Below are 21,720 nucleotides of genomic sequence, written 5' to 3' on the forward strand. Positions count from 1 at the left end.
CAGCTAATTTACTGAATAATCTTTTAATTTTATGGCGACCCCTTGCGAAAATGAAAAAATGTGAAGAGATGTACCAAAAAAGCAACTTAATCCGCAGCAATCGGCAGGGTTAAGTTGCTAAATATTTCGGAAAATTATTTAAAACTAGTTACCATAATATTATTATGGACGCTAATCTTTTGACTCTAGCCGGCCAGTTAACTGGCGCACTAAATTGGCGGTGGCTGCTAGTCCCTCTTTTTGTAAGGTGGCGACAATTTTAGAGCCCACCACGACACCGTCACAACATTGATTAAAGCGCGCCACGTGTTGGGGAGTCGAGACACCAAAACCCGCGAGAACAGGAACCGGCGCTAAGGCGATAATTTCTTTCAAGTGGTCATCTAAATTATTTTGATATGTTTTGCCAGTGCCCGTGGTGCCATTAATGGTGACTGCATAGACGAATCCTTCTGCCTCTTGCACCAACGTCGCAATCCGCGCATGCGGACTGGTCAAAGAGACTAATTGAATCAAGGCTAAATCGTACTGCTCAAAGGTAGGCAAAACAAAGTTCCGGTGCTCGTAAGGTAAATCTGGAATAATTGCACCTTTTACACTAGTGTCCTTTAAGTCTTCAGCCAGCTGTTCTAAGCCATAATGGAAAAAGGAATTAGCATAACCCATTAAAATTAGCGGCACAGAAGCGTCAATCGTTTGTAAGGCGGCAACAATTTTTTTTAAACTTACCCCGTTGGCAAGGGCGGCAAGACCTGCCAATTGAATTACCGGACCATCTGCTACCGGATCAGAAAAAGGTACGCCAATTTCAATAGCACTCGCCCCAGCAGCCGCTAAGGCGGTAATCTCGGCCCCTAAATTTTCTAAACCATTGGCCCCAGCCATCATGTAGGGGACAAAAAGTTTTTCTCCTTGTGCTTTTTTAGTTTGTAAAATGTGCGTTAAAGTTTTCATTGGTGGGCCTCCATCCGTTCTTTGATTTGTTGTACATCTTTGTCACCGCGGCCCGAAAGACAAACAATAATAATTTCGTCTTGCTTCATGGTGGGGGCAATTTTCATTACTTGGGCAATGGCGTGGGAACTTTCCAAAGCAGGAATAATTCCTTCGGTGCGGGAAAGAAAATGAAAAGCCGCTACTGCTTCTTCATCCGTCACGGCCCCATAGCTAGCTCGACCCGTGGTGTACAAATAGGAATGCTCGGGACCAACACCAGGATAATCAAGACCCGCAGAAATAGAGAAAGCTTCCAATACTTGGCCGTCGTCATCTTGTAACAAGTGCATTTTAGAACCGTGTAAGATGCCAACGCTACCTTTGGTGATGGTGGCGGCGTGTTCTGGTGTGTCTAAACCGTGGCCAGCAGCTTCCACCCCTAGCAGTTGTACGCTTTCATCGTTAATAAAAGGATAAAATAAACCCATGGAATTACTACCGCCTCCGACACAGGCTACACATAAATCAGGTAAGCGTCCTTCTTGGTCTAAAATTTGTTGCCGCGCTTCCATACCAATCACACTTTGATAATCGCGAACAATTTCTGGGAAAGGATGTGGTCCTAAGACAGAGCCCATCACGTAATGGGTATCTTCCACGTTGGCCACCCAGTAACGCAACGCTTCATTGACGGCGTCTTTCAAAGTTTTAGAACCGGTAGTCACACTTTCTACTTTAGCCCCTAATAGTTCCATCCGAAAAACATTTAGAGCTTGTCGTTTGACATCTACTTCCCCCATAAAGATAGTACATTCCATGCCAAAAAGTGCGGCGGCAGTGGCGGTAGCTACCCCGTGCTGACCGGCACCGGTTTCTGCGACTACTTTATTTTTCCCCATCTTGCGGGCCAGTAAAACTTGACCAATGGAATTATTGATTTTGTGAGCGCCGGTATGATTCAAGTCTTCCCGTTTCAAATAAATTTTGGCGCCCCCTAGTTTTTCCGTTAAACGTTGGGCAAAGTATAAGGGATTTTCGCGGCCGACATATTGTTGAAGATAGTAGCGCAATTCTTTTTGAAAAGCGGCATCTGTTTTAGAAGCTTCATATGTTTCATTTAATTCTTTGACGGCATACATTAAGGTTTCTGGTACGAATTGTCCGCCAAAATCGCCGTAAAAGCCGGCTTGATTAGGTTGTTGATACATTTAGTTTTCCTCCTGGCACGCTTTTAAAAAGGCGCGAATTTTTTGTAAGTCTTTCACTCCGTCTGTCTCCACGCCACTGGAAACATCGACGGCAAAGGGCTGGAAATAAGCGATTGCTTGGCGCACATTGGCTGGCGTTAAGCCACCGGCAACAAATAATTTTTCTTGCGGTAAAGCGGTAGGCTGCGGAAAGGTCTTTTGCCAATCAAAAGTTATGCCATTGCCCCCAGCATATTTTTGTTGTTCACTAGGTGCGTCCACTAAAATATAGGTCCCCCGTGCTGCTTCTATAATTGGCGCAGGACTAGCATAAATCAAAGGACAAGGTAAAACACCTGGGGGAATCTCCCCATGAATTTGGATAAGATCTAATTGGGCAGCGGTCACTGTCTTTTGGAGTTGGCACAACGTCGGACTAACGAAGACCCCTACTTTTTTTACCCGTGGTGGCACATCTTGGGTGATAGCAACAACTTTTTCGGGAGTGATTTGCCTTTTAGAAGGTGCAAAGACAAAGCCTAAGAAGTCCGCGCCACTTCTAACGGCGGTATTGACTGCCGCCAGTGTGGTGAGCCCGCAAATTTTTACTTTGGTCATGGTCGTCCTACCTGTAAACTCTTTACTAAAGCAGGTACGTCTTTTTCTGGCGCGCGCATTAAGGCTTCCCCCACTAAGACGGCTTGATAACTTTGACTGACTTCTGCCACATCTTGGGGCGTCTGGAAGCCTGACTCGCTAACATAAAGCACCTTGCTATCTGTTTGAGCTAAAGCGCGACTCGTTGCTCTTGAAACGACAAAAGTTTTTAAATTGCGATTATTCACGCCAATAATTTGCGGCTGAATTTTTTGAGCCCGCACTAGTTCTTCAGCATTATGAGTCTCTACTAAGACTTCTAAGCCAAGGTCGGTAGCGCTAGTGTAAAGTTCGGCTAGTTGTTCATCCGTTAAAGCTGCCACAATCAATAAAACGATGGAAGCTCCGGCATTTTTCGCCCGTACTAATTGTTTTTGATCTAAAATAAAATCTTTACATAAGATAGGAACGTTCACTGCTTGGGCGACAGCCTGTAAGTCTGCAATACTACCTTTAAAAAAGACGCTATCGGTTAAAACCGAAATGGCGCTCACCCCGGCTTGCTGATAAGCACGAGCCTGTTGCAAAAAATCCACCGTAACATTGATATCCCCTTTAGAAGGTGAAGCGCGCTTTAATTCGCCAATGACGTGCATGTGCTGCGGATTTTCTTTCACCAGTTGATAGAAACTTGGGCGTTTAGGCCGAGGCACAACTTGCTCTAAGGGTAGCGCCGCTATTTCTTTTTCTTTAGCGGCTAAAATTTTAGTTAAAAAATCCATCACGCCACCTCCTTTTGATAACGTAAGAGCTTCGTTAAAGCCTCTTGTGCTAAACCGTTGGCGATAATTTCCCGCGCTTTTGTAAAACCTGCCGCAAAATCAGGAACAACACCCCCGGCATAAAGGCCCAGTCCGGCGTTTAAAACAACGGTTTCTAAATAAGGAGACGGTTCATTGTTTAAGACGGATAATAAAATTTCTTTATTCCTTTCAGCGTCCCCCCCTTGAATTTCCTTTAAGTTACAAGGGGTAAATCCATACTCTTGCGGATCCAAATCAAACGTTTGCACCTGTTGATTTTCGTATAAAGCACAATGGGTAGCCCCACTTAAATTGGCTTCATCCATGCCGTAAGCCCCGTGAATGACTATGGCCCGCTTCCGACCTAATTGGCCCAAAGCCGCTGCCGTCTCTTTCAAAGAAGCTCCCGCACTAGTTCCCAACAATTGATTATCTAAAGGGTAAGGATTAATTAAGGGCCCAATCAAATTAAAAATTGTCGGTGTCGCTAATTCGCGGCGAATTTTCATAACGTATTTCATGGCCGGATGTAATGCTGGCGCAAATAAAAAGGCAATGTGTGCTTGCGCCAATAAATAATCAATCCCCGCTGGACTCACGTTTAACGTCACGCCTAAAGCTTCCAAAACATCCGCACTTCCTGCTTTTGATGAGATGCTACGATTACCGTGTTTGGCCATGGGAATCCCCGCACCGGCTAAAACAAAAGCGCTAGTGGTAGAAATATTAAAACTATTGGAGTGATCACCGCCTGTACCACAATTATCCATCACCCCAGCTGGGGCCTTAAACATAGGAATCGCCTTTTGTTGCATCACGGAAGCTAAAGCAGTGAGCTCATCCACGCTAGCTCCTTTAATTTTTAAGCCAATCATTAAAGCAGCGATTTGCGCATCCGTTAACTCACCGGAAAATAAAGCCGTAGCTAAAGCCGTCATCTCTTGGGTATTCAAGTTTTCATTTTGATAAATTTTTTCTAGTGCTGTTTGTGCTGTCATCTTTTTTCTCCTACCTTTGCCATAAATGCATCAATTAATAATTGTCCTTGGGGTGTGCCAATGGATTCTGGGTGAAACTGTAAACCATAAAGGGGATAATCGCGGTGCTTTAAAGCCATCACGGTCCCGTCAGCGGTTTGCGCTGTGACTTCTAAGACCGGCGGCAAATCTAAAACTTTTAAAGAGTGATAACGCATCACGGTCATGGGGCTTTTGACTTTGGCAAATAAATCTTTTTCCTCAAAGGTAATGCTAGATTGTTTGCCGTGCATGATTTCGCTGGCGCCAGTAACCGTGCCACCAAAAACTTCCGCAATCGCTTGATGGCCTAAACAAATCCCTAAAATAGGTTTCGTTTGATAAAATTTAGCAATAACTTCTTCCAGTTGGCCGGCATCTTGCGGTTTTCCAGGCCCTGGCGAAAGCACAATCGCCGCAGCTTCTTGGGCCACGTTTAAAAGCTGTGGGTCATCATTGCGTAAAACTTTCAACGGAACATCTTTAAATTGTTGGACTAAGTTATACGTAAATGAATCGTAATTATCAATCAGTAAAATCATCCTTCCACCTCCAAAAGTGCTTTAGCTTTTTGCAACGTTTCAAAATATTCACTAGTAGGATCAGAATCGTAAACAATCCCGGCACCAGCTTGAACGTATGCGGTGGCATCTTTTAACATCATCGTACGAATGGCAATGGCAAAATCGGCGTTGCCATTTTGTGATAAGTAGCCCACCGCACCTGCATAGACATTGCGTCGTACTTTTTCCCATTGATAAATGCGTTGCATGGCACGGATCTTTGGGGCACCACTGACGGTGCCGGCGGGTAGCGTTGCTTTTAAAGCATCCATGGCACTAGCTTCTTTTTTCAAAGTCCCCGTGACTAAAGAGACGATATGCATCACATAACGGAAGCGCTCAATAGTCATGTAAAGGGGCACTTCCACGCTGCCAACGGCTGAAACTTTGCCTAAATCATTACGTCCTAAATCAATTAACATTTGATGCTCGGCCCGCTCTTTTTCATCAGCTAATAAGGATTTGGCCAAAGCTTCGTCTTCTTCTTTGGTGGCGCCACGTTTTTTTGTGCCAGCAATGGGATTAGTAGTGACGCGCTTCCCTTTTACGCGGACGAGACTTTCTGGTGAGCTACCGATAATTTTAACAGCCGGTAAATCTAAGTAATACAAGTACGGCGAAGGATTGCTGAGGCGCAACTTACGATAATAATCAAAAGGATCATAAGGAAAAGCGGCCTTTAAGCGTTGACTAGGGACAACTTGAAATAAATCGCCGGCGATAATTTTTTCTTTGGCTTTTTCCACCAACGTTTCAAACTCGTGCTGTTGCGTATTGCTACTAAACGTCAATTGAATGTTGGCCACTGGTTTACTTTCTAAAGGACTGGGCGTCTGTAACTCCCGCGTCATTTTGGCAATGCGTTCTTTTAAAACTGCGGTGGCGACGTGACTGTAACAATTATCTGCCACTAATAATAATTTTTCTTTTTGATGATCGTAGACCACAAAGCTCTCGTACAAATAAAAAGCCATCTCGGGAATATCTAACTCATCGACCGGTAATGTCCCTAAATTTTCATAGACGCTAGCAAGATCATAACTGGCATACCCAATAGCGCCTCCTTGAAACGGCAAATCCGTCAATAAGTTTTCCGTCGTCAATACATATTTCTCTAGCTCTTTCAAAGGGTCAGCTACGGCATAACGTCTCTCATCCATGATAAAATAACCATCTTTGAAGCTGAGATAGTGGACAGCATCAAAAGCAATGATGGAGTACCGCCCTTCTTCTTGTTCTCGAGGGATACTTTCCAGTAAACTTTTTTGTCCTCCTTTTAAACGTAAGTACGCCACCACCGGCGTTAAGCAATCTCCATTTAATTCACGTACGATGCGCATTTCTTTTCCCCCTTTTAAAATAAAAAAAGCCCTCAGCAAAAGAAATAAACTCTTCTTCTGCTAAGGGCGCAAATTTTGCACGGTACCACCTTATTTTTTTGCTAACGCAAAAAACTCTAACAATTGTCTAACAACAATCTCCTCGTTAACGGGAGGACCCGTTATCTCCTACTAGCTTCAAAGATACTCGCCTTAGTCCATTCACTGTTTTCCGACTGCCGCCTTCTCATCTTTTAGCGACTTTCTGTAAGTCATGACCAACAGCTACTCCTCTTAGGCCTGATTTAAATTATTTTTTTAGGTAAACAAAAAGCCCCCAAACCTAAACAAACTAGGTTTGAGGGCGAAAATTTCACGGTGCCACCTCAATGGTTGCTTGCAAAAAAAAAAGCACTTAATCCGCCGTCTAACAACAGCGTCACTCGTTAACGGGAGTCCCCGAGCTTTCCTACTAAAATTTCAGAAGCTAGTCCAAAAGTCCATTCACAAAAAAACTTTACTGGTTCGCAGTCACCACCAGCTCCCTGAAAAAGTTCATCTTTGCTACTTCTCTTTTGCGTTACCTTTACTTGATTGAACTGAATATACTCCTTAATTCAAGAGCTGTCAATTATTTTTTGAAAAAAATTGACATAGTTATTGTAGAAGATAGATAACTTCTTGAGCAAAATTAATCAACGTCGCTGTTGTGTACTGCTCATTTTTGACAGTTAACCCGTCATAAGCTGCCAACGCTAACAAAATGGTGGGCCTGTACGCTGTAGACAAATGGCTCAACCCCCAATTACCTCCAGCATTTTTGGACAAAATTTGATGCTCTTGACGATAAGCTAAAGCGCGACACAAATTTAATACAAAATAAGTCGGCTTTTGAACAATTTCTTTTTCAGCATCTTGAACGTCCCCTAACACACTTTGCCAATAATCTTTTTTTGGCACGGGGGCAAAAACTTTAGGGATTTCTGCACCAACTAACACTTTCCCTAAAAGATAAGTAACTTGCACATGAGCAGCCAAATCAGGATCCAATCCCTGCATATTTTTAAGATAAAGTTCAGGTTCGTCTGCGTAGGCGCGAAGATGTTGTGGCGAAAAATGAAAATCAAAAGGTAAAGGATAATTTCCTGCCAGGGTATCAACTAAACATAATACGTGAAACTCCAATCCTTTTTTAGGAGCAAGTGGCCATAAGGTTGCTAAGGTGTAGTTCATTAAGTCTTTCTTTACAGCGATACTGAGTTTTTTATAGACAACTACTAAGTAATCAAGATCGCTAACCTTTTCTTGATAGCTCCCTAAGACATATGAACCGTGGAGATAAATTCCCACCAAATTTTCTCTTAAAATTTCCTGATAATCACTTCTTAAAAGCTCAAGTAACGCTTCCGTTTTTTTTATCAAAAATTTCTCCTTCTTACGAACAAACTTCCACTGGATAACAGCCTAATACTTTGGCGGTGCCGCCTAATAACCGCAGCTCCGTCAAGGCGTTTTCAATTAAGCGGGGATCTTGGTTGACTAATAAGTCCAACACAAAAAAATATTCTCCTAAGCTAGTTTTTAAAGGACGAGATTCAATTTTTACTAAATCAATTTCTCGCCACCCAAAAGGCGCCAACATTTTGTGGAGGGCTCCGGGTAAATTATTCGGCATGGTAACCAAAAGGGACATCTTTTGTTGGGGCAAAATCGCTACTTGCTGGCTGGGTGTCTGTTCTACCACCCAAAAACGAGTTTGATTCAAATCGTTATCTTGAATGTCGGCGCCTAAAAGGGTTAAGTCGTAGCGCTCCCCGGCTTCTTTACCGGCAATTGCCGCTAGTTGTTCTTCGGGGTGTGCCGCCACATATTTACAAGCCGCCGTCGTGGAAGAAGTGGCAAACTGGGGCACATTAGGATAGTGTTCTTGCAAATAGTTTTGCGATTGAGCCAAAGCTTGGGGATGAGAATAAATTCCTTTAATGACTTTGGAATAGCCTAAAAGCTGTTGACGAATCGGTAAAACAATTTCTTTTTTCACCGTGAGCTTTTGGGATTGCCATAAAAAATCAATAGTGGCGTGAACGGAACCTTCTAAAGAATTTTCCACTGGGACGATGGCCGCCTGGAGCACTCCTTCGGCCACCGCTTTTAAAGTCGCGGGAATCGAAGGATAAGCGATTAACTCGCCGGCAGAAAACTTGCGGGCAGCTTGATGGGTAAAAGAACTGGCGGGTCCTAAAAAACCAACTTGGCTAGCGGTCATTGCGCCACCTCCTGTAAGATTTTTTTGACAATCGCATCGACACTTTGATGATCGGTGGCAACAACGATTTGACTACTAGTTAAATAAAAACTTTCACGACTGAAAAATAAAGCAGCGAGCTCCTCATCGTTGCGTTCCACAGCCAGTGGCCGAACATTTTGCCGATCTTGGCGAATTCGTTGAATTAACAAGTCCACTTGTCCTTTTAAATAGACAACACCTTGCTGTTGTTGTAACAAGTCACGGTTCGCTTTTTGGGTAATAATCCCGCCACCCGTGGCAATCACCCCCGGTAAACTCAAGGCCTTTTGCAAAACAGCGTGTTCCCGTTGACGAAAAGCGGCCTCGCCAAAGTCAGCAAAATAAGCAGCGATGGGCATGCCTAATTCTGCTTCCACCAGTTCATCCAAGTCGTAAAAAGTTTGCCCTAAGGTTTGGGCTAGAGCTTGGCCCACGGCGGATTTTCCGGCCCCCATAAACCCTACTAAGACGATTGTTTTCACTTATTTTTCCTCAGTCAGGGCTGTGACATCAGCAAAAAAGTGCGGGTATGAAATCGCCACGGCTTCCGGATTTTCTAACTCGCTGGTGCCTTGGGCAATTAATGCTGCCACTTGCAACATCATGCCGATGCGGTGGTCTTGATGACTGGAAACAGCAGCCCCATGAAGCGGTGTTGGACCATTAATAATTAAACCATCTGGTGTGGCGGTAATATCCGCACCCATTTTTTTCAGTTCATCAGCGGTGGCATCAATCCGGTTCGTTTCTTTTACTTTCAATTCTTCAGCGTCAAAAATCACCGTTTGGCCTGTCGCTTGGGTGGCTAATAAGGCAATTACTGGTAACTCATCGATCAAGCGAGGAATAATCTCGCCGCCAATTGTCGTCCCTTTTAAAGAACTAGTGCGAATCGTAATATCTGCAGCTTGATTTTTTTCGTCAACATTTTCTAAGGTGAAGTCCGCTCCCATTTGTTTTAAGACATCTAAAATACCAGTGCGGGTCGCGTTGATTCCCACGTTTTGTAAAGTAATTTCACTATTAGGGGTGATGGCTGCCGCTACTAAAAAGAAGGACGCTGAAGAAATATCCCCAGGGACGGTCACGGTTTGACCGGTAAAAGTTTGCGGTCCAGTAACGGTAATAGTTTTCCCATCTACTTCAATAGAACCGCCAAATTGTTTAATCATTTCTTCCGTGTGGTTGCGGGAATTTTCTTTTTCAATAATGGTGGATGTCCCGGTTGCTTGTAAAGCCGCAAAAATAATCGCGGATTTCACCTGTGCTGAAGCGATAGGCATTTCATAATGAAGCGGTCGCAGTTGCGGATTGCCGTCAATCGTAATGGGCGGAAATTCTTTACCATAAGCGCCGGTAATATAAGCTCCCATTTGTCGCAATGGAGCCATCACGCGTTCCATGGGGCGTCGATTTAACGAATCATCCCCGTACAGGGTAGCTGACAAGCGTTGGCCGGCTAAAATTCCCATCATCAAACGAATCGTCGTCCCGGAATTACCGATAAAAAGCGGCTTATCTGCTTGTTGCAAACCGTGAAAACCCACGCCTTCTACGGTAATCGTGGTGCCGTCATCGTGAATTTCTACCCCCAGCTCTTTAAATGCACTCAAGGTAGAAAGACAGTCCTCAGCTCTTAAAAAATTATGAATCGTCGTGGTGCCTTGCGCTAGTGCGCCAAACATAATACTACGGTGGGAAATGGATTTGTCTGCTGGCACGGCTAGTTTTCCCTTTAAGCCGTGGATTTGTTTTACTAATTCCATGTAAACTCCTTACTTCACCCGACAATGATAAGAACTATGGGCTAAAATTGTTTGTTGTGCGCGTTTGACGTCCTCAAGATTTTTAAAGGACAACTGTAACACCCCGATAATTTCTTCCCGCGTCTCGTGAATTTTAATGTTGACTAAAGAAACGCTAGCTTTGGCGAGAATCCCTGTCACTTCAGCAATGACCCCTGGTTGATCAGGCACATCGACAAATAAATCGTAAAAAGCCGGAATGGCCCCTTTTTGATGGACTGGTAAACTTTCCCGCGTATCTTTGGCGTTTTCAAAAAAAGCATAAATCGCTGCAGCATCTTCTGTCAAGAGGAGCTGGCGCATGGTGTTCATTTTTTTGGTCCAAGTAGCTAATTGGGCCAATAAAATTTCGCGATTACTTAGTAAAACATCCCGCCACATGGTGGGATCTGAAGAAGCAATCCGCGTAATATCCCGAAAACCACCGGCGGCAAGTTGCATCGCCCGGGGATGTTCTTGACTAAATTCGTCCGCTTGGTTGACTAAACCGGCGGCAATAATATGGGGCAAATGCGAAAGCATGCCGGTAATCTCGTCGTGTTCTTGGCTAGAAAGCTCCACATATTTAGCCCGTGTCCCTTTAAACAGTTCCTGCAAGTGGGCAATTGACGGCGCATTCTTGCCACAAAAAATAAAATAAGCATTTTCAAATAAGTTCACATCTCGTGCTAAGACGCCTGACTTATGGGAACCCGCCATGGGGTGTCCCCCCACAAAAGTGAAATTGTATCTTTCAGCGCGGGCCATCACCGCTTGTTTCGTACTACAGACATCCGTCACGATGACGTTAGCTTTTAAAGAAAGTTGCCCCAGCTCATCTAAATACGTCAGGGCTGCTGCTACCGGCACGGCTAAAATAATTACATCAGCTTGCATTGCCCCGTCAGCAAAATTGGCGCTAGCTAAATCCACCACGCCGGCCTCTTTGGCGGTAGCTAAACTTGCTAGATTTTGATCCCAGCCGCAAATTGTCGCTTGTGGCTGCTCCTGTTTAATAGCTAAAGCAAGGGAGGCTCCGATTAAACCTATACCGGCAATAAAAATATTTTCTTGCATAGTATCTCCTAAAATTCCCGTAATGCTTGGCGATATTCTGCTACACTGGTTTTGAGTTGGGCCAAGGAAGCACAAGGGAATTCTTCTAGCATCGCTTCAGCAATAACTGTGGCGACAACATTCTTGGCCACAACACTGGCTGCTGGAACCGCCGTACTATCAGAACGCTCCACAGAAGCTAAGTAAGGCTCTTTCGTATCAATATCGACACTTTGCAGAGGTTTATATAAAGTCGGAATAGGTTTCATGACGCCGCGAATTACTAAGACTTCACCGTTAGTCATGCCCCCTTCAAAGCCCCCTAAGTTATTGGACTTACGGGTATAGCCATCTTTTTCATTCCATAAAATTTCGTCCATCACTTGGGAACCAGGGACTTCAGCGGCTTTAAAGCCCACCCCAAACTCGACCCCTTTAAAGGCATTAATGCTCACCATCGCTTGGGCTAAACGGGCATCTAACTTGCGATCCCATTGGACATAACTGCCGATACCGGCAGGCACGCCGCCGACTACAACTTCTACAATACCGCCAATCGTATCACCCTTTTTTTTCGTCTCATCAATTAAGGCCTTCATCTCTTCTTCTACGTTAGGATCCAAGCAGTAAAGAGGTGAGGCTTCCGCTCGAGTTTTCATTTCACCCACCGTTAAATTATCTGGTACGGCAGCCGCAATACCTCCAATCATGGTGACGTGGGCGGCCACTTCAATATCTAAAAGTTTTAATAGCTCTTGGGCTAATGCGCCAATCGCCACCCGCATCGTCGTCTCCCGTGCCGAAGAGCGTTCTAAGACGTTACGCAAATCCCGGTGTTGATATTTTTGGCCGCCAACTAAATCCGCGTGACCAGGACGAGGACGGGCAACACGGCGGCGGTTTTTAATTTTATCTTCGACATCTTCAATGGCCATAATTTCGGTCCAGTTTTTCCAGTCGCGGTTTTCTACCGTCATGGTTAAAGGCGAACCTAAAGTAGCTCCATGGCGCAAACCAGAAGTAATTTCCACTTGATCTTTTTCAATTTTCATCCGGCCGCCCCGGCCATAGCCTCCTTGACGCAAGGCTAATTCTTGGTTAATCGCCGCTAAATCGATGGGCACCCCCGCCGGTAAGCCTTCAATCATGGCGGTGAGTTTTGGTCCGTGGGATTCTCCTGCTGTTAAGTAGCGCATCTTATTCCTCCTCTAAAAAGTCTAATAGTGTCGTTATGGGTACACTGACAATTTTGGCTTCGCCAATTTTTGTTAATAAAATAATTTTAATTTGTTGGCCCCGTGTTTTTTTGTCGTGGGTAATGGCGGTAAAGAGTCGCTCTTTGTCCCAGTTTTCATAGCGGGTAGGCAAATGAAACTTCTCAATCATTGCCGTCAACTCTGCCGTAGTACCAGCAGGAGTTAAGCCAATCTTTTCAGCGTGGCGGGAAATGGCAATCATCCCGATGGCGACCCCTTCACCGTGACTCACTACCCCGTAGCCAGCGGTATTTTCAATTGCGTGGCCGATGGTATGACCAAAGTTTAACGTCAACCGGCTCCCTTGATCTAAGACATCTTCTTCTACCACGTGACGTTTTACTTCTAGGGCTAAGGTGATAATCTCTTCGGCATGAGTCAATAAATCTTCTTCATCTTGCAGCTCTAACAAGCGTTGCCATAAATGGGCATCGGCAATGGCGCCACATTTTAAAATTTCGGCAATCCCTTCTCGCACCCGGCGCAGCTCTAAGGTTTTTAACACCTCTGGATCAATCAAGACGCCTTCTGGTTGGGTAAAAGTCCCTACTAAATTTTTGGCCTTTTGCGTATTGACGGCGGTTTTTCCGCCGATACTGGAGTCCACTTGAGCTAACAAGGTGGTAGGGATTTGTAAAAAATGAATGCCTCGCATATAAGTTGAAGCGACATACGCAGCGAGGTCCCCCATCACGCCACCGCCTAAAGCAATGACACCGTCACTACGGGTAAAGCCTTCATCGGCTAAAAAATCGTAGAGTTCACTAGCTTGCCTTAAAGATTTACTCTCTTCACCGGCCGGCACGACTTTTAAACACACATCAAAGCCAGCTGCTTTTAAATTTGCCACTACTTCGTTAGCATAAAGCGGTGCGACATTGGTATCGGTAATCAGCGCAATTTTTTCTTGCGACCAAAGACTTTTTACCCAAGCGCCAACTTTTTTTAAGGCTCCTCGTTGAATAATAATTTGGTATTCATGTTCTGGAATATGAACAGTTAACATTTTTTTACTTGCCATCCTTTTTTATGCTTCAATTTGTTTAATTTTTTTCATGGCGTCAACTAAAATATCGACTTCTTGCATCATCTTTAAGTACGTCTTTTCGTTTAAGGATTGTTGACCATCAGACCAAGCATTAGCTGGATCTGGATGAATCTCCACAATCATCCCATCCGCGCCTGCTGCTACTCCGGCCCGCGCCATGGGAGCAACTAAGTCCCAGACTCCAGTCCCGTGACTTGGATCGACGATAATTGGAAAGTGACTTAACTTTTTAATTAAAGGCACGGCGCTTAAATCAAAGGTGTTGCGAGTCATAGGTTCGTAGGTCCGAATTCCCCGTTCAATGAAAATCACTGGACTTTTATCTTGAACCGCGATGTATTCAGCAGCGTTCAACCATTCGTCTATTGTACCAGAGATTCCGCGTTTTAGCCCGATTGGTTTTCCGGTTTTGCCTACTGCTTGCAATAACTTGTAGTTTTGCATATTGCGAGCGCCAATTTGTAAAATATCGCTGTAAGCGGCCACCATCTCAATGTGACTTTCATCCATCACTTCGGTAATCACCTTCATGTCTAGCTCATCAGCAGCTTGGCGAATGTATTTTAAACCTTCTTCTTCTAAGCCTTGGAAAGCGTATGGCGAAGTCCGAGGTTTGAAAGCACCGCCACGTAAAATTTGAGCGCCACCAACTTTAGCCATCCGCGCAGTTTCTCTAATTTGTGCTAAGCCTTCAATGGAACAAGGGCCGGCCATGGTGACAAAAGAACCGTCACCAATTTTTACGCCATCCACATCCACGACCGTATCTTGCGGATGAAATTCACGAGAAGTTAACTTGTAGCTTTTTGAAATTTTAACGGAACGTTCTACGCCTTCGTAAGCATTAAAGCCATCCGTAGCAATTTTTCGCGTATCGCCTTTCACGCCAATGACTACGTGTTCACTCCCTTGATCCACGTTGACATCTAAACCAGCTTCTTTAATTTTTTTCACCACATGGGCAACTTGTTCTTTGGTAGCGTTGTTTTTCATAATAATAATCATCGTATATTCCTCTTTTTTAAATTTATTTTTTTAACTGTTTTCAACAATCGCACGAATTTCAGCGACTGGCATCTTCTGACCCGTCCAAGCTTCAAAGGCCACAGCTCCCTGATACAAAAGCATGGGTAAGCCATTACTCGTGGAGCAGCCATTTTTTTCGGCAGCCAACATTAAAGCGGTTTTGCGGGGATGATAAATAATATCGTAAACAAAAACATGGTTAGGAATGACAACAGCACTGGCTAAAGGACTACCGCTAGGGCCACCTGCCATGCCAACACTCGTCCCATTAACGAGTAAAGTACTCTCAGCTAAAGCACTGTTCATGGCGACAACATCATGAATATCCAAAAGTTCAATCACGACGGCTGTCTGAGCTTTTACTTCGACAATTTTTTCTTGTAAAGCTTTTTTTTCTTGGGGATGGCGCACGGCTAAATTAATTTTTTTAACACCATCTAAGGCGGCTTGGCATAAGATCGCTAAAGCTGCACCACCATTGCCCAAAATGGTAATGGTTTTACCGAGGACGTCGACGCTTAATTCTTTTAAACTCGCCATAAAACCTTTGCCGTCGGTGTTATCGCCTATTAAACGATTTTCACGGGGAATAATCGTGTTCATAGCGCCAATCAACCGCGCAGCTGGCGTTAATTCGTCCATATACTGACACGCTTCTTTTTTAAAAGGCATGGAGACATTAGCGCCTAACAGATTGAAGGTGCGGAAACTTTGAATTGCGGCCGCTAGTTCATCTGTTTCCACTTCAAAAGCCAAGTAGCAAGCATCAATGCCTAGTGCTTGAAACGCAGCGTTGTGCATTTTGGGCGAAATACTGTGTTTAGCGGGATTGGCCAAAAAACCTGCTAAGCGTGTATAACCCGATACTTCCATTCAAATTCCTCCTTAGATACACGAAAAGGTGCCCACCATAGCTGAAACTCTACAGTGAACACCCTAAAAAGCCAAATGAAAAAGCCACTGTAGAAAATCATCTACGTGGCTTGTAGTCGTGTCGAAAAGCTCTAGCCATCATAGATACAAACGAAAGGTCTGCGCGTCTGTACCCATGAAATCATGAATACAAACTATCTCCAATAGCTAAAGTAATAATTATTCAGTTGTTTGGGCCGTATATTAATCATTTAAGACACTCCAAACTCACTTAAGAATGGCTTAAGTATATGCTTGTCTCTGGCTGCTGTCAATTGTAAATTGCTAATTTTTTTATTTTCAGTCGCGAAAAGACAAAACAGGAAGCGCGCTGCGCTTCCTGTTTGTTTATTGTAACCATTTAAGATGCGTGATTGGGGCATATACCATCCGCGCTTTTCCTAAAATTTCACTAGCGTCAATGGGACCAAAAGCCCGGGAATCTTTTGATAAACGGCGATTATCCCCCATTACAAAATAATTGGTGGCGCCTAAAGTCTCACTGCCGGTTAAGTCGGCTAAAGTAAAGCTAGAGGTCAAAGGAATGTGACTATCATCAGTCTCTTTCGTATCGGCCAAAAAGTTTTCTGCCACCACTTCATCGTTAATATAAAGCTGATCGTCTTTGACGGCGACTTTTTCCCCCGGCAAGCCAATGACTCTTTTGACTAGCGTCGTCCCATCTGGTCGGGTAAAAACAATTAAATCAAAACGTCTAATTTTAGAAATTTTTTCCATGATTAAAGTATCTCCTGCTTGTAAAACAGGATTCATGGAATTGCCGGCAACGGGAATCGGAATTAAAATAAAGCCCCGTAAGAGGATGACTAGAACAGCCACCACAAATAGTTGTTTGACGAGAAACCAAAATTTTTCTCGCTTCATGCCTATTCTCCTTGTAACACGCTAATGGCTTTAGCGACAAAAGCGTCGTTATTTTGTAATTGGCTAATTAAAGCTTGTTGTAATTTTGTATTGGTATCACTAGCAAAAACACCAGTAGCTGCCAAATCATTTTTGCTTTGGAAATCAGCGACGGCTTTTTCCGTTGCTTCATCGTAATTCGTATCAACAGTTAATTCATAACCGATCCCATTAAGCATTGTCTTTAAGGTCAGTACGTTGCTATCGGCTGCTCCCAATTGTAAGGTAACGTTTTCACTAATTGGAGTCAAGTAAGCGAAGTCGGGATAAGTCACTTCGATATCGGGGGCTAGTCCTTTTTCATTGACCCAAGTACCATTAGGGGTTAACCATTTACCAATCGTTAATTTTAATTCACTCTTGTCTCCCAGGTCGTTGACGTTTTGCACCGTTCCTTTGCCAAAAGTCGTGACACCAATCACTTTGCCCCGTTGATTATCTTTAATCGCGCCAGCTAAAATTTCTGAAGCAGAAGCAGAGTTGCCATCCACTAAAATCGTTACTGGTTCAGTTACTTTGAAACCTTGATCGATATCTTTTGAGGCGACATCGTGAGTTTGATTGCCGGCTTTATCTTCAAAGGAAACAATGGTTTTCCCATCGTCTAATAACATACTGCCCATAATTTCTACTTGTGTTAAGAGACCGCCAGGATTTTGCCGCACATCTAAAATAAAACTTTGAGCACCCGTTTTCCGTAAATCAGTAATCTGTTGTGCAAATTCAGCCGCTGTATTTTCCGAAAAACTACTGATGGTAATTAAACCAATTTTATCGGTAGCCATGTTACCCGTAACGCTGTTTAAAGCAACGGTATCACGTGTAATGGTGACGTCAAAGACTTCACCAGCTCGTGACAAGCTTAGTTTCACATCTGTGCCTTTTTTGCCGCGGACTTTTGCAACAATCTCACTGAGGGTTTGTTGCGTGACATCTTCTCCATCCACTTTTAAAATCAAATCCCCCGCCTGTAAGCCCGCTTTTTGTGCTGGCGTTCCTTTGACAGGTGCTTCAGCGATTTGCGGTTGATTGTCAATAATTGTTAAGGTCGCCCCAATGCCTTCAATACTTGAAGACAAGGAATCCGTTAAATCTTGAGCTTCATTTTCTGGTAAGTAGGTGGAGTAAGGATCGCCAATGGCTTCCGTCATGCCTTTTAAAGCACCGTCCACTAGCGTATCTTTATCTACTTCTCCCACGTAATTTTGTAAAATATTTTGATAAAGGTCATCGACTTTCGTCAGCTCTGAGCTACTAATGTTTTCTGTTTTATTTATTTGGTATTGATGATTGAAATAAAAATAACTGCCACTAGTGGTAACCACCGCTACTCCTAAAAGGGTTAAGAGATGACGGGAGTAGGAAATTTTTTTATGCATGGAAAAGCTCCTTTACTGATTATTATCCAAATATTGTTGATAGGCTTGGTCAAAAATATCCATACTGGAAAGATAATCCACACTAAACTCCAAATAGTGACTTAAAGTTTCGTAGTCGCTAGTGTGTTTGGGAAAAGAGCTATCCGTAAAAACATCGTTGGCAAAGTTACTTAAAGCATCACGCTGCGGCGAGCGCTGGGTCATCAGGTAGTGATAAAAAGAACGACGCATACTATTCCTCCCAGTGTTGCTGCGTAAAAGCTGACCGCAATTGGTGCTCAGCTTGATAACGCATTGGGTCTTTTTTATAAAAATCTTGGTGATACTCTTCTGCTGGATAAAAAACACTAGCCGCTTGAATTTGTGTGACAATTTCTGCTGTAAAGCGGCCACTGTCAGCTAGGGCTGCTTTACTTTTTTTTGCCAATATTTTTTGTTGTGGTGTCGTGTAAAAAATTACGGGCCGATAGTTATCACCACGATCTTGGAATTGACCAAAAGCATCGGTGGGATCCGTCACTTGCCAATAAATTTCTAAGAGCTTTTCATAAGAAAAAAGCGTCGGGTCAAAAATAATTTCCACTGCTTCGGTGTGGCCAGTTTGATGCCCACAGACCTCTTCATAAGTCGGGTTTTCTTTAAAGCCGCCAGTATAGCCGGAAGTTACTTTTAAAATTCCCGGTTGCGTTTCAAACGGTTCTACCATGCACCAAAAACAGCCACCGGCAAAAATTGCCGTTTCTTTATTTGTTGGAACTTGTGGTTGTGTCATTAGTTTGCTCCTTTGCCTGTTGTGTACCATCGGTTAAATACAAGTTAAACCGAATATCGTCATCTACCAGGTTAATTTTATCTGCTTTAATGCGCAACCCGGCAGCTAAACTAAATTGGTCTAAATGAATCACCATTGTTTGTTCGTCTAAATTAATTTCAATCCATTCAGGGAAATCAAAACTGTTGCGAATATAACGCAAGACTTCCTTCACAGGAATTCCTAATGTCCCAATGGAAACTGACTTAGCTTTTAGCTGAACATTGCCATCATCCATCACATAAGGTTCAAAGTAAAGATAAAAGTTCATGGGGTAACCTAAAAGTTCAAAGGTCCCTTTTAACAGCGCTTGGTTTTCCAAGTAAAACTGATACTGAATTTGGTCGTTAGTTAAATACTCTTGCAAGTAATGGTCAATCAGTTGATTCACTTTCGCTTTATTGGTTTCCATGGCAATCACTTGGACGCCTTCTTGGTCCACCGTTTCGTATTTAGGTTCTTGGTACTGGGCCTCACGATCGGCACTAATTAAACTTTTTAAATAAAAAGCTCCTCCTAAAATGAGCCCCAATAAAACTAAAGTTGCTATTTTCCAGCCGTTAATTTTTAAAGGCATTTTAAATTTTTTTGTAGTGTTTCCCCCAGTACTTTTAGTTGGACGACTAGCTCGCCCGGAGCGGGTGGTCGCCTTTAGACTTGTCTCTTTAGCTGTTGACGTGGAAGCCGTCGCTTTTTTGGCAGCAGATTTCGTTGTTGCATCAACAGGTGCACTGGTTTTCCATTTTTTTTGCGGGTTTTTATTTTGCTCCGTCATCTTTTAACCACAGTCCTTGTGTTTGTATTAATTCATCCCGCAAAACCCCCGCCATTTTTTGATAGCCGAGATTATTAGGATGAAAATGATCTTCATCAAATATTAAATCATTAGCCGAGCCGCTAGTGCTCACCAAACCACCTAAGGCCGCTTCTAAAGCCGCAGCATCACTACTGGCTAAAGTACCTTTTACCTGACTTTCCGTAGTGGATTCTGTCGTCTCTGTTGTACCTGAAGTAGTACTTGTTGTCTCAGTACTAGCTGTGGCGGCAGAACTGTCCATCGTCAGCCCCTCGTCTTCGCTATTTTCATCTTCAACGGCTTGATCCCCTTGGCTCCCTTTATACAATAAATCGTTAATCGGTAAAAAGAAACAATCCGTTGCACTATCAACAACTTCTTCTGTCTTCCCGTTCCAGTAGTTGACAATTTCTTGTAGCTCCGTGATTTCTGAGAAGTACAAATAAAAAGGATTGTAAATCCCGAAAATATAAATCGGGGCGCTAGGCGCGTATTGCCGAATCTCGGCAATCAAATCCGTTAGCTGTCGCTGATATTTGCTTGCCGGTGTCATAAAAGTATTTAAAGAGAGCTTTCCAAAGAGATTGGCAGAGACCGTCTTCATCAAGTCATTGCCACCCACCGTAATCGTTACAATATCAGCCGTTGTTAAGGCCGTTTGTTGCTCTTCGCTTTTTTTCAGTCGTTTTAAAATCTGATCAGAACGATCGCCACTTTTACCAAAATTTTCCGTGTCGATAGCGTTGAGCTTGAAATAATCTTTGACTTCTGTCGCCACTAAAGGCACAAAGCCACCTCGTTCAGTAGTGTCCCCAACACCTTCTGTTAAACTATCCCCTAAAGCTACTAAACTAATAGCCTCTTTCGATTCATCCTTCGCCACTGGTTGGGCGTTGACTAAAATACCTTTTTGCGGATGCACAAAAAGACCAATTCCAAAATATGCTACGCCAAAAGCGACCAAAATTACGCCCAAGTAGCAAATAATGCGGAGAATATGTTTACTTTTCACGCTCTTCATCCCATTCTATTCGCAAAGTCCCCATTGATTCTACAATAAATGCAAGAAAAGTTGAAACACTAAGGTTCCAACTTTTGCTAAACTATTACGCTGTATAATACATAATCGCAAAAGCTTCGTTGCCAGCATGCGTTGCCACTACTGGATTCGTGTGCAAAATCGGAATCGGCAAATCAGGCAACACTTCTTTAATAGAACTAGCCAATTCTTCCGCAATGCTTGGATTACCTGCATAAGAAATTCCTAAGCGCACGACTTTTTCTTGCGCTAATTCTTTCTTCAAACCGTCTAGCCATTTAAAGAAAGTTTTTTTGCCACGTCCTTTAGTTTCTGGTAACAAGTTGCCATTTTTTAATTCCATGACGACTTTGACGTTGAGCAAACTAGTAACGATTCCTGTTGCTCGGGAGATGCGACCACCTTTTACTAAGTTTTCCAAGGTGGAAATCCCGATAAATAATTTAGAGTGTTCCTGAATGTTTTTAATTTCGGCCAAAATTTCGGTTAAGCCAGCACCAGCTTGGGCCATTTCAGCAGCGCGAATTACTTGATGGGCTAGGGATTGATCGATAAATTGACTATCCACCACCGTTACTTTTCCTTTCGCTAAGTGACTGGCTTGACGGGCCGCTTCCACGGTGCCAGACAAGCGCTCCGTCATGTGGATAGACAACACTTCACTGCCATCTTTTGTTAATTCATCATATGTTTCTGCAAAAAGACCAATGGGCGGTTGGCTCGTCTTGGGTAAACTTTTAGACGCGCTCATTAAATCCATGAAACCGGCATTATCAAAACTTTCATCAGCGGTATAGATGACTCCTTCCACCATGACAGAAAGAGGGACCACCGTTAAATTTAATTTTTTGATGAGTTCTGGATCCATCGTGCAAGCAGAATCCGTTACAATTTTTACTTTCGTCATTCACAAGCCCACCATTTCTTTGAAAACACTTTAAAGAGTGTTAAAATATTCGATAGATAAATTTAGTATACCAG

The 21,720-nt window shown here is 43.5% G+C and carries 23 protein-coding genes and 2 other annotated features; all 23 genes read right to left on the reverse strand.

Annotated elements, in window-relative coordinates; all coding sequences use genetic code 11:
• Nucleotides 1-171 precede the first annotated feature (171 nt).
• Nucleotides 172-954, reverse strand: coding sequence for a tryptophan synthase subunit alpha (gene trpA / locus FFM57_RS03115; RefSeq protein ID WP_137599056.1), 783 nt, complete (start codon nucleotides 952-954; stop codon nucleotides 172-174).
• Nucleotides 951-2,144 (reverse strand): tryptophan synthase subunit beta, encoded by a 1,194-nt coding sequence (gene trpB, locus FFM57_RS03120; RefSeq protein WP_137599057.1) that lies wholly within the window; start codon nucleotides 2,142-2,144, stop codon nucleotides 951-953. The genes trpA and trpB overlap by 4 nt, the downstream gene beginning before the upstream one ends.
• Nucleotides 2,145-2,741 carry a phosphoribosylanthranilate isomerase gene (locus FFM57_RS03125; protein WP_137599058.1) on the reverse strand — a complete coding sequence of 199 codons (597 nt, stop codon included), beginning with the start codon at nucleotides 2,739-2,741 and terminating at the stop codon, nucleotides 2,145-2,147.
• A complete protein-coding gene (gene trpC / locus FFM57_RS03130; RefSeq protein ID WP_137599059.1) occupies nucleotides 2,738-3,502 on the reverse strand; it encodes an indole-3-glycerol phosphate synthase TrpC in 765 nt (254 codons plus the stop codon). The genes FFM57_RS03125 and trpC overlap by 4 nt, the downstream gene beginning before the upstream one ends.
• Nucleotides 3,502-4,521 (reverse strand): anthranilate phosphoribosyltransferase, encoded by a 1,020-nt coding sequence (gene trpD / locus FFM57_RS03135; RefSeq protein ID WP_137599060.1) that lies wholly within the window; start codon nucleotides 4,519-4,521, stop codon nucleotides 3,502-3,504. The genes trpC and trpD overlap by 1 nt, the downstream gene beginning before the upstream one ends.
• Nucleotides 4,518-5,081 carry an anthranilate synthase component II gene (locus FFM57_RS03140; protein ID WP_137599061.1) on the reverse strand — a complete coding sequence of 188 codons (564 nt, stop codon included), beginning with the start codon at nucleotides 5,079-5,081 and terminating at the stop codon, nucleotides 4,518-4,520. The genes trpD and FFM57_RS03140 overlap by 4 nt, the downstream gene beginning before the upstream one ends.
• Nucleotides 5,078-6,442: an anthranilate synthase component I gene (trpE, locus tag FFM57_RS03145; RefSeq protein WP_137599062.1), complete on the reverse strand. Its 1,365-nt coding sequence runs from the start codon at nucleotides 6,440-6,442 to the stop codon at nucleotides 5,078-5,080. Before trpE ends, FFM57_RS03140 begins: the two co-directional genes overlap by 4 nt.
• A 59-nt stretch (nucleotides 6,443-6,501) precedes the next feature.
• Nucleotides 6,502-6,731, reverse strand: a binding site (T-box leader).
• Nucleotides 6,732-6,778: 47 nt separating this feature from the next.
• Nucleotides 6,779-7,011 (reverse strand) — a binding site (T-box leader).
• Between the two features lie 67 nt (nucleotides 7,012-7,078).
• Nucleotides 7,079-7,843 (reverse strand): aminoglycoside adenylyltransferase domain-containing protein, encoded by a 765-nt coding sequence (locus FFM57_RS03150; RefSeq protein WP_137599063.1) that lies wholly within the window; start codon nucleotides 7,841-7,843, stop codon nucleotides 7,079-7,081.
• 13 nt (nucleotides 7,844-7,856) lie between these two features.
• Nucleotides 7,857-8,687 carry a prephenate dehydratase gene (gene pheA / locus FFM57_RS03155; protein WP_137599064.1) on the reverse strand — a complete coding sequence of 277 codons (831 nt, stop codon included), beginning with the start codon at nucleotides 8,685-8,687 and terminating at the stop codon, nucleotides 7,857-7,859.
• A complete protein-coding gene (locus FFM57_RS03160; RefSeq protein WP_137599065.1) occupies nucleotides 8,684-9,190 on the reverse strand; it encodes a shikimate kinase in 507 nt (168 codons plus the stop codon). The genes pheA and FFM57_RS03160 overlap by 4 nt, the downstream gene beginning before the upstream one ends.
• Nucleotides 9,191-10,474, reverse strand: coding sequence for a 3-phosphoshikimate 1-carboxyvinyltransferase (gene aroA, locus FFM57_RS03165; protein WP_137599066.1), 1,284 nt, complete (start codon nucleotides 10,472-10,474; stop codon nucleotides 9,191-9,193).
• Nucleotides 10,475-10,483: 9 nt separating this feature from the next.
• A complete protein-coding gene (locus FFM57_RS03170; protein WP_137599067.1) occupies nucleotides 10,484-11,569 on the reverse strand; it encodes a prephenate dehydrogenase in 1,086 nt (361 codons plus the stop codon).
• Nucleotides 11,570-11,577: 8 nt separating this feature from the next.
• Complete coding sequence (aroC, locus tag FFM57_RS03175) at nucleotides 11,578-12,744, reverse strand: chorismate synthase (RefSeq protein ID WP_137599068.1); 1,167 nt, start codon at nucleotides 12,742-12,744, stop codon at nucleotides 11,578-11,580.
• A gap of 1 nt (nucleotide 12,745) precedes the next feature.
• Complete coding sequence (gene aroB, locus FFM57_RS03180) at nucleotides 12,746-13,810, reverse strand: 3-dehydroquinate synthase (RefSeq protein WP_137599091.1); 1,065 nt, start codon at nucleotides 13,808-13,810, stop codon at nucleotides 12,746-12,748.
• Between the two features lie 21 nt (nucleotides 13,811-13,831).
• Nucleotides 13,832-14,857, reverse strand: coding sequence for a 3-deoxy-7-phosphoheptulonate synthase (gene aroF / locus FFM57_RS03185; RefSeq protein WP_137599069.1), 1,026 nt, complete (start codon nucleotides 14,855-14,857; stop codon nucleotides 13,832-13,834).
• A gap of 30 nt (nucleotides 14,858-14,887) precedes the next feature.
• Complete coding sequence (aroE, locus tag FFM57_RS03190; protein ID WP_137599070.1) at nucleotides 14,888-15,751, reverse strand: shikimate dehydrogenase; 864 nt, start codon at nucleotides 15,749-15,751, stop codon at nucleotides 14,888-14,890.
• Between the two features lie 387 nt (nucleotides 15,752-16,138).
• Nucleotides 16,139-16,675, reverse strand: a complete 537-nt coding sequence (lepB, locus tag FFM57_RS03195; RefSeq protein WP_137599071.1) for a signal peptidase I — start codon at nucleotides 16,673-16,675, stop codon at nucleotides 16,139-16,141.
• Nucleotides 16,676-16,677: 2 nt separating this feature from the next.
• Nucleotides 16,678-18,093: a S41 family peptidase gene (locus tag FFM57_RS03200; protein WP_137599072.1), complete on the reverse strand. Its 1,416-nt coding sequence runs from the start codon at nucleotides 18,091-18,093 to the stop codon at nucleotides 16,678-16,680.
• Between the two features lie 12 nt (nucleotides 18,094-18,105).
• Nucleotides 18,106-18,324, reverse strand: coding sequence for a YozE family protein (locus tag FFM57_RS03205; protein ID WP_137599073.1), 219 nt, complete (start codon nucleotides 18,322-18,324; stop codon nucleotides 18,106-18,108).
• Between the two features lies 1 nt (nucleotide 18,325).
• Nucleotides 18,326-18,895, reverse strand: a complete 570-nt coding sequence (msrA, locus tag FFM57_RS03210) for a peptide-methionine (S)-S-oxide reductase MsrA (RefSeq protein WP_137599074.1) — start codon at nucleotides 18,893-18,895, stop codon at nucleotides 18,326-18,328.
• The gene (locus FFM57_RS03215; protein ID WP_137599092.1) at nucleotides 18,837-19,481 is read right to left on the reverse strand and encodes a YpmS family protein; all 645 of its coding nucleotides are present in this window, start codon (nucleotides 19,479-19,481) and stop codon (nucleotides 18,837-18,839) included. The genes msrA and FFM57_RS03215 overlap by 59 nt, the downstream gene beginning before the upstream one ends.
• A 181-nt stretch (nucleotides 19,482-19,662) precedes the next feature.
• Complete coding sequence (locus FFM57_RS03220) at nucleotides 19,663-20,721, reverse strand: GDSL-type esterase/lipase family protein (protein ID WP_137599075.1); 1,059 nt, start codon at nucleotides 20,719-20,721, stop codon at nucleotides 19,663-19,665.
• Between the two features lie 85 nt (nucleotides 20,722-20,806).
• Nucleotides 20,807-21,646 carry a DegV family protein gene (locus FFM57_RS03225; RefSeq protein ID WP_137599076.1) on the reverse strand — a complete coding sequence of 280 codons (840 nt, stop codon included), beginning with the start codon at nucleotides 21,644-21,646 and terminating at the stop codon, nucleotides 20,807-20,809.
• Between the last annotated feature and the right edge of the window lie 74 nt (nucleotides 21,647-21,720).

The sequence above is a fragment of the Enterococcus nangangensis genome (assembly GCF_005405245.1).
Taxonomy (GTDB): Bacteria; Bacillota; Bacilli; order Lactobacillales; family Enterococcaceae; genus Enterococcus_J; species Enterococcus_J nangangensis.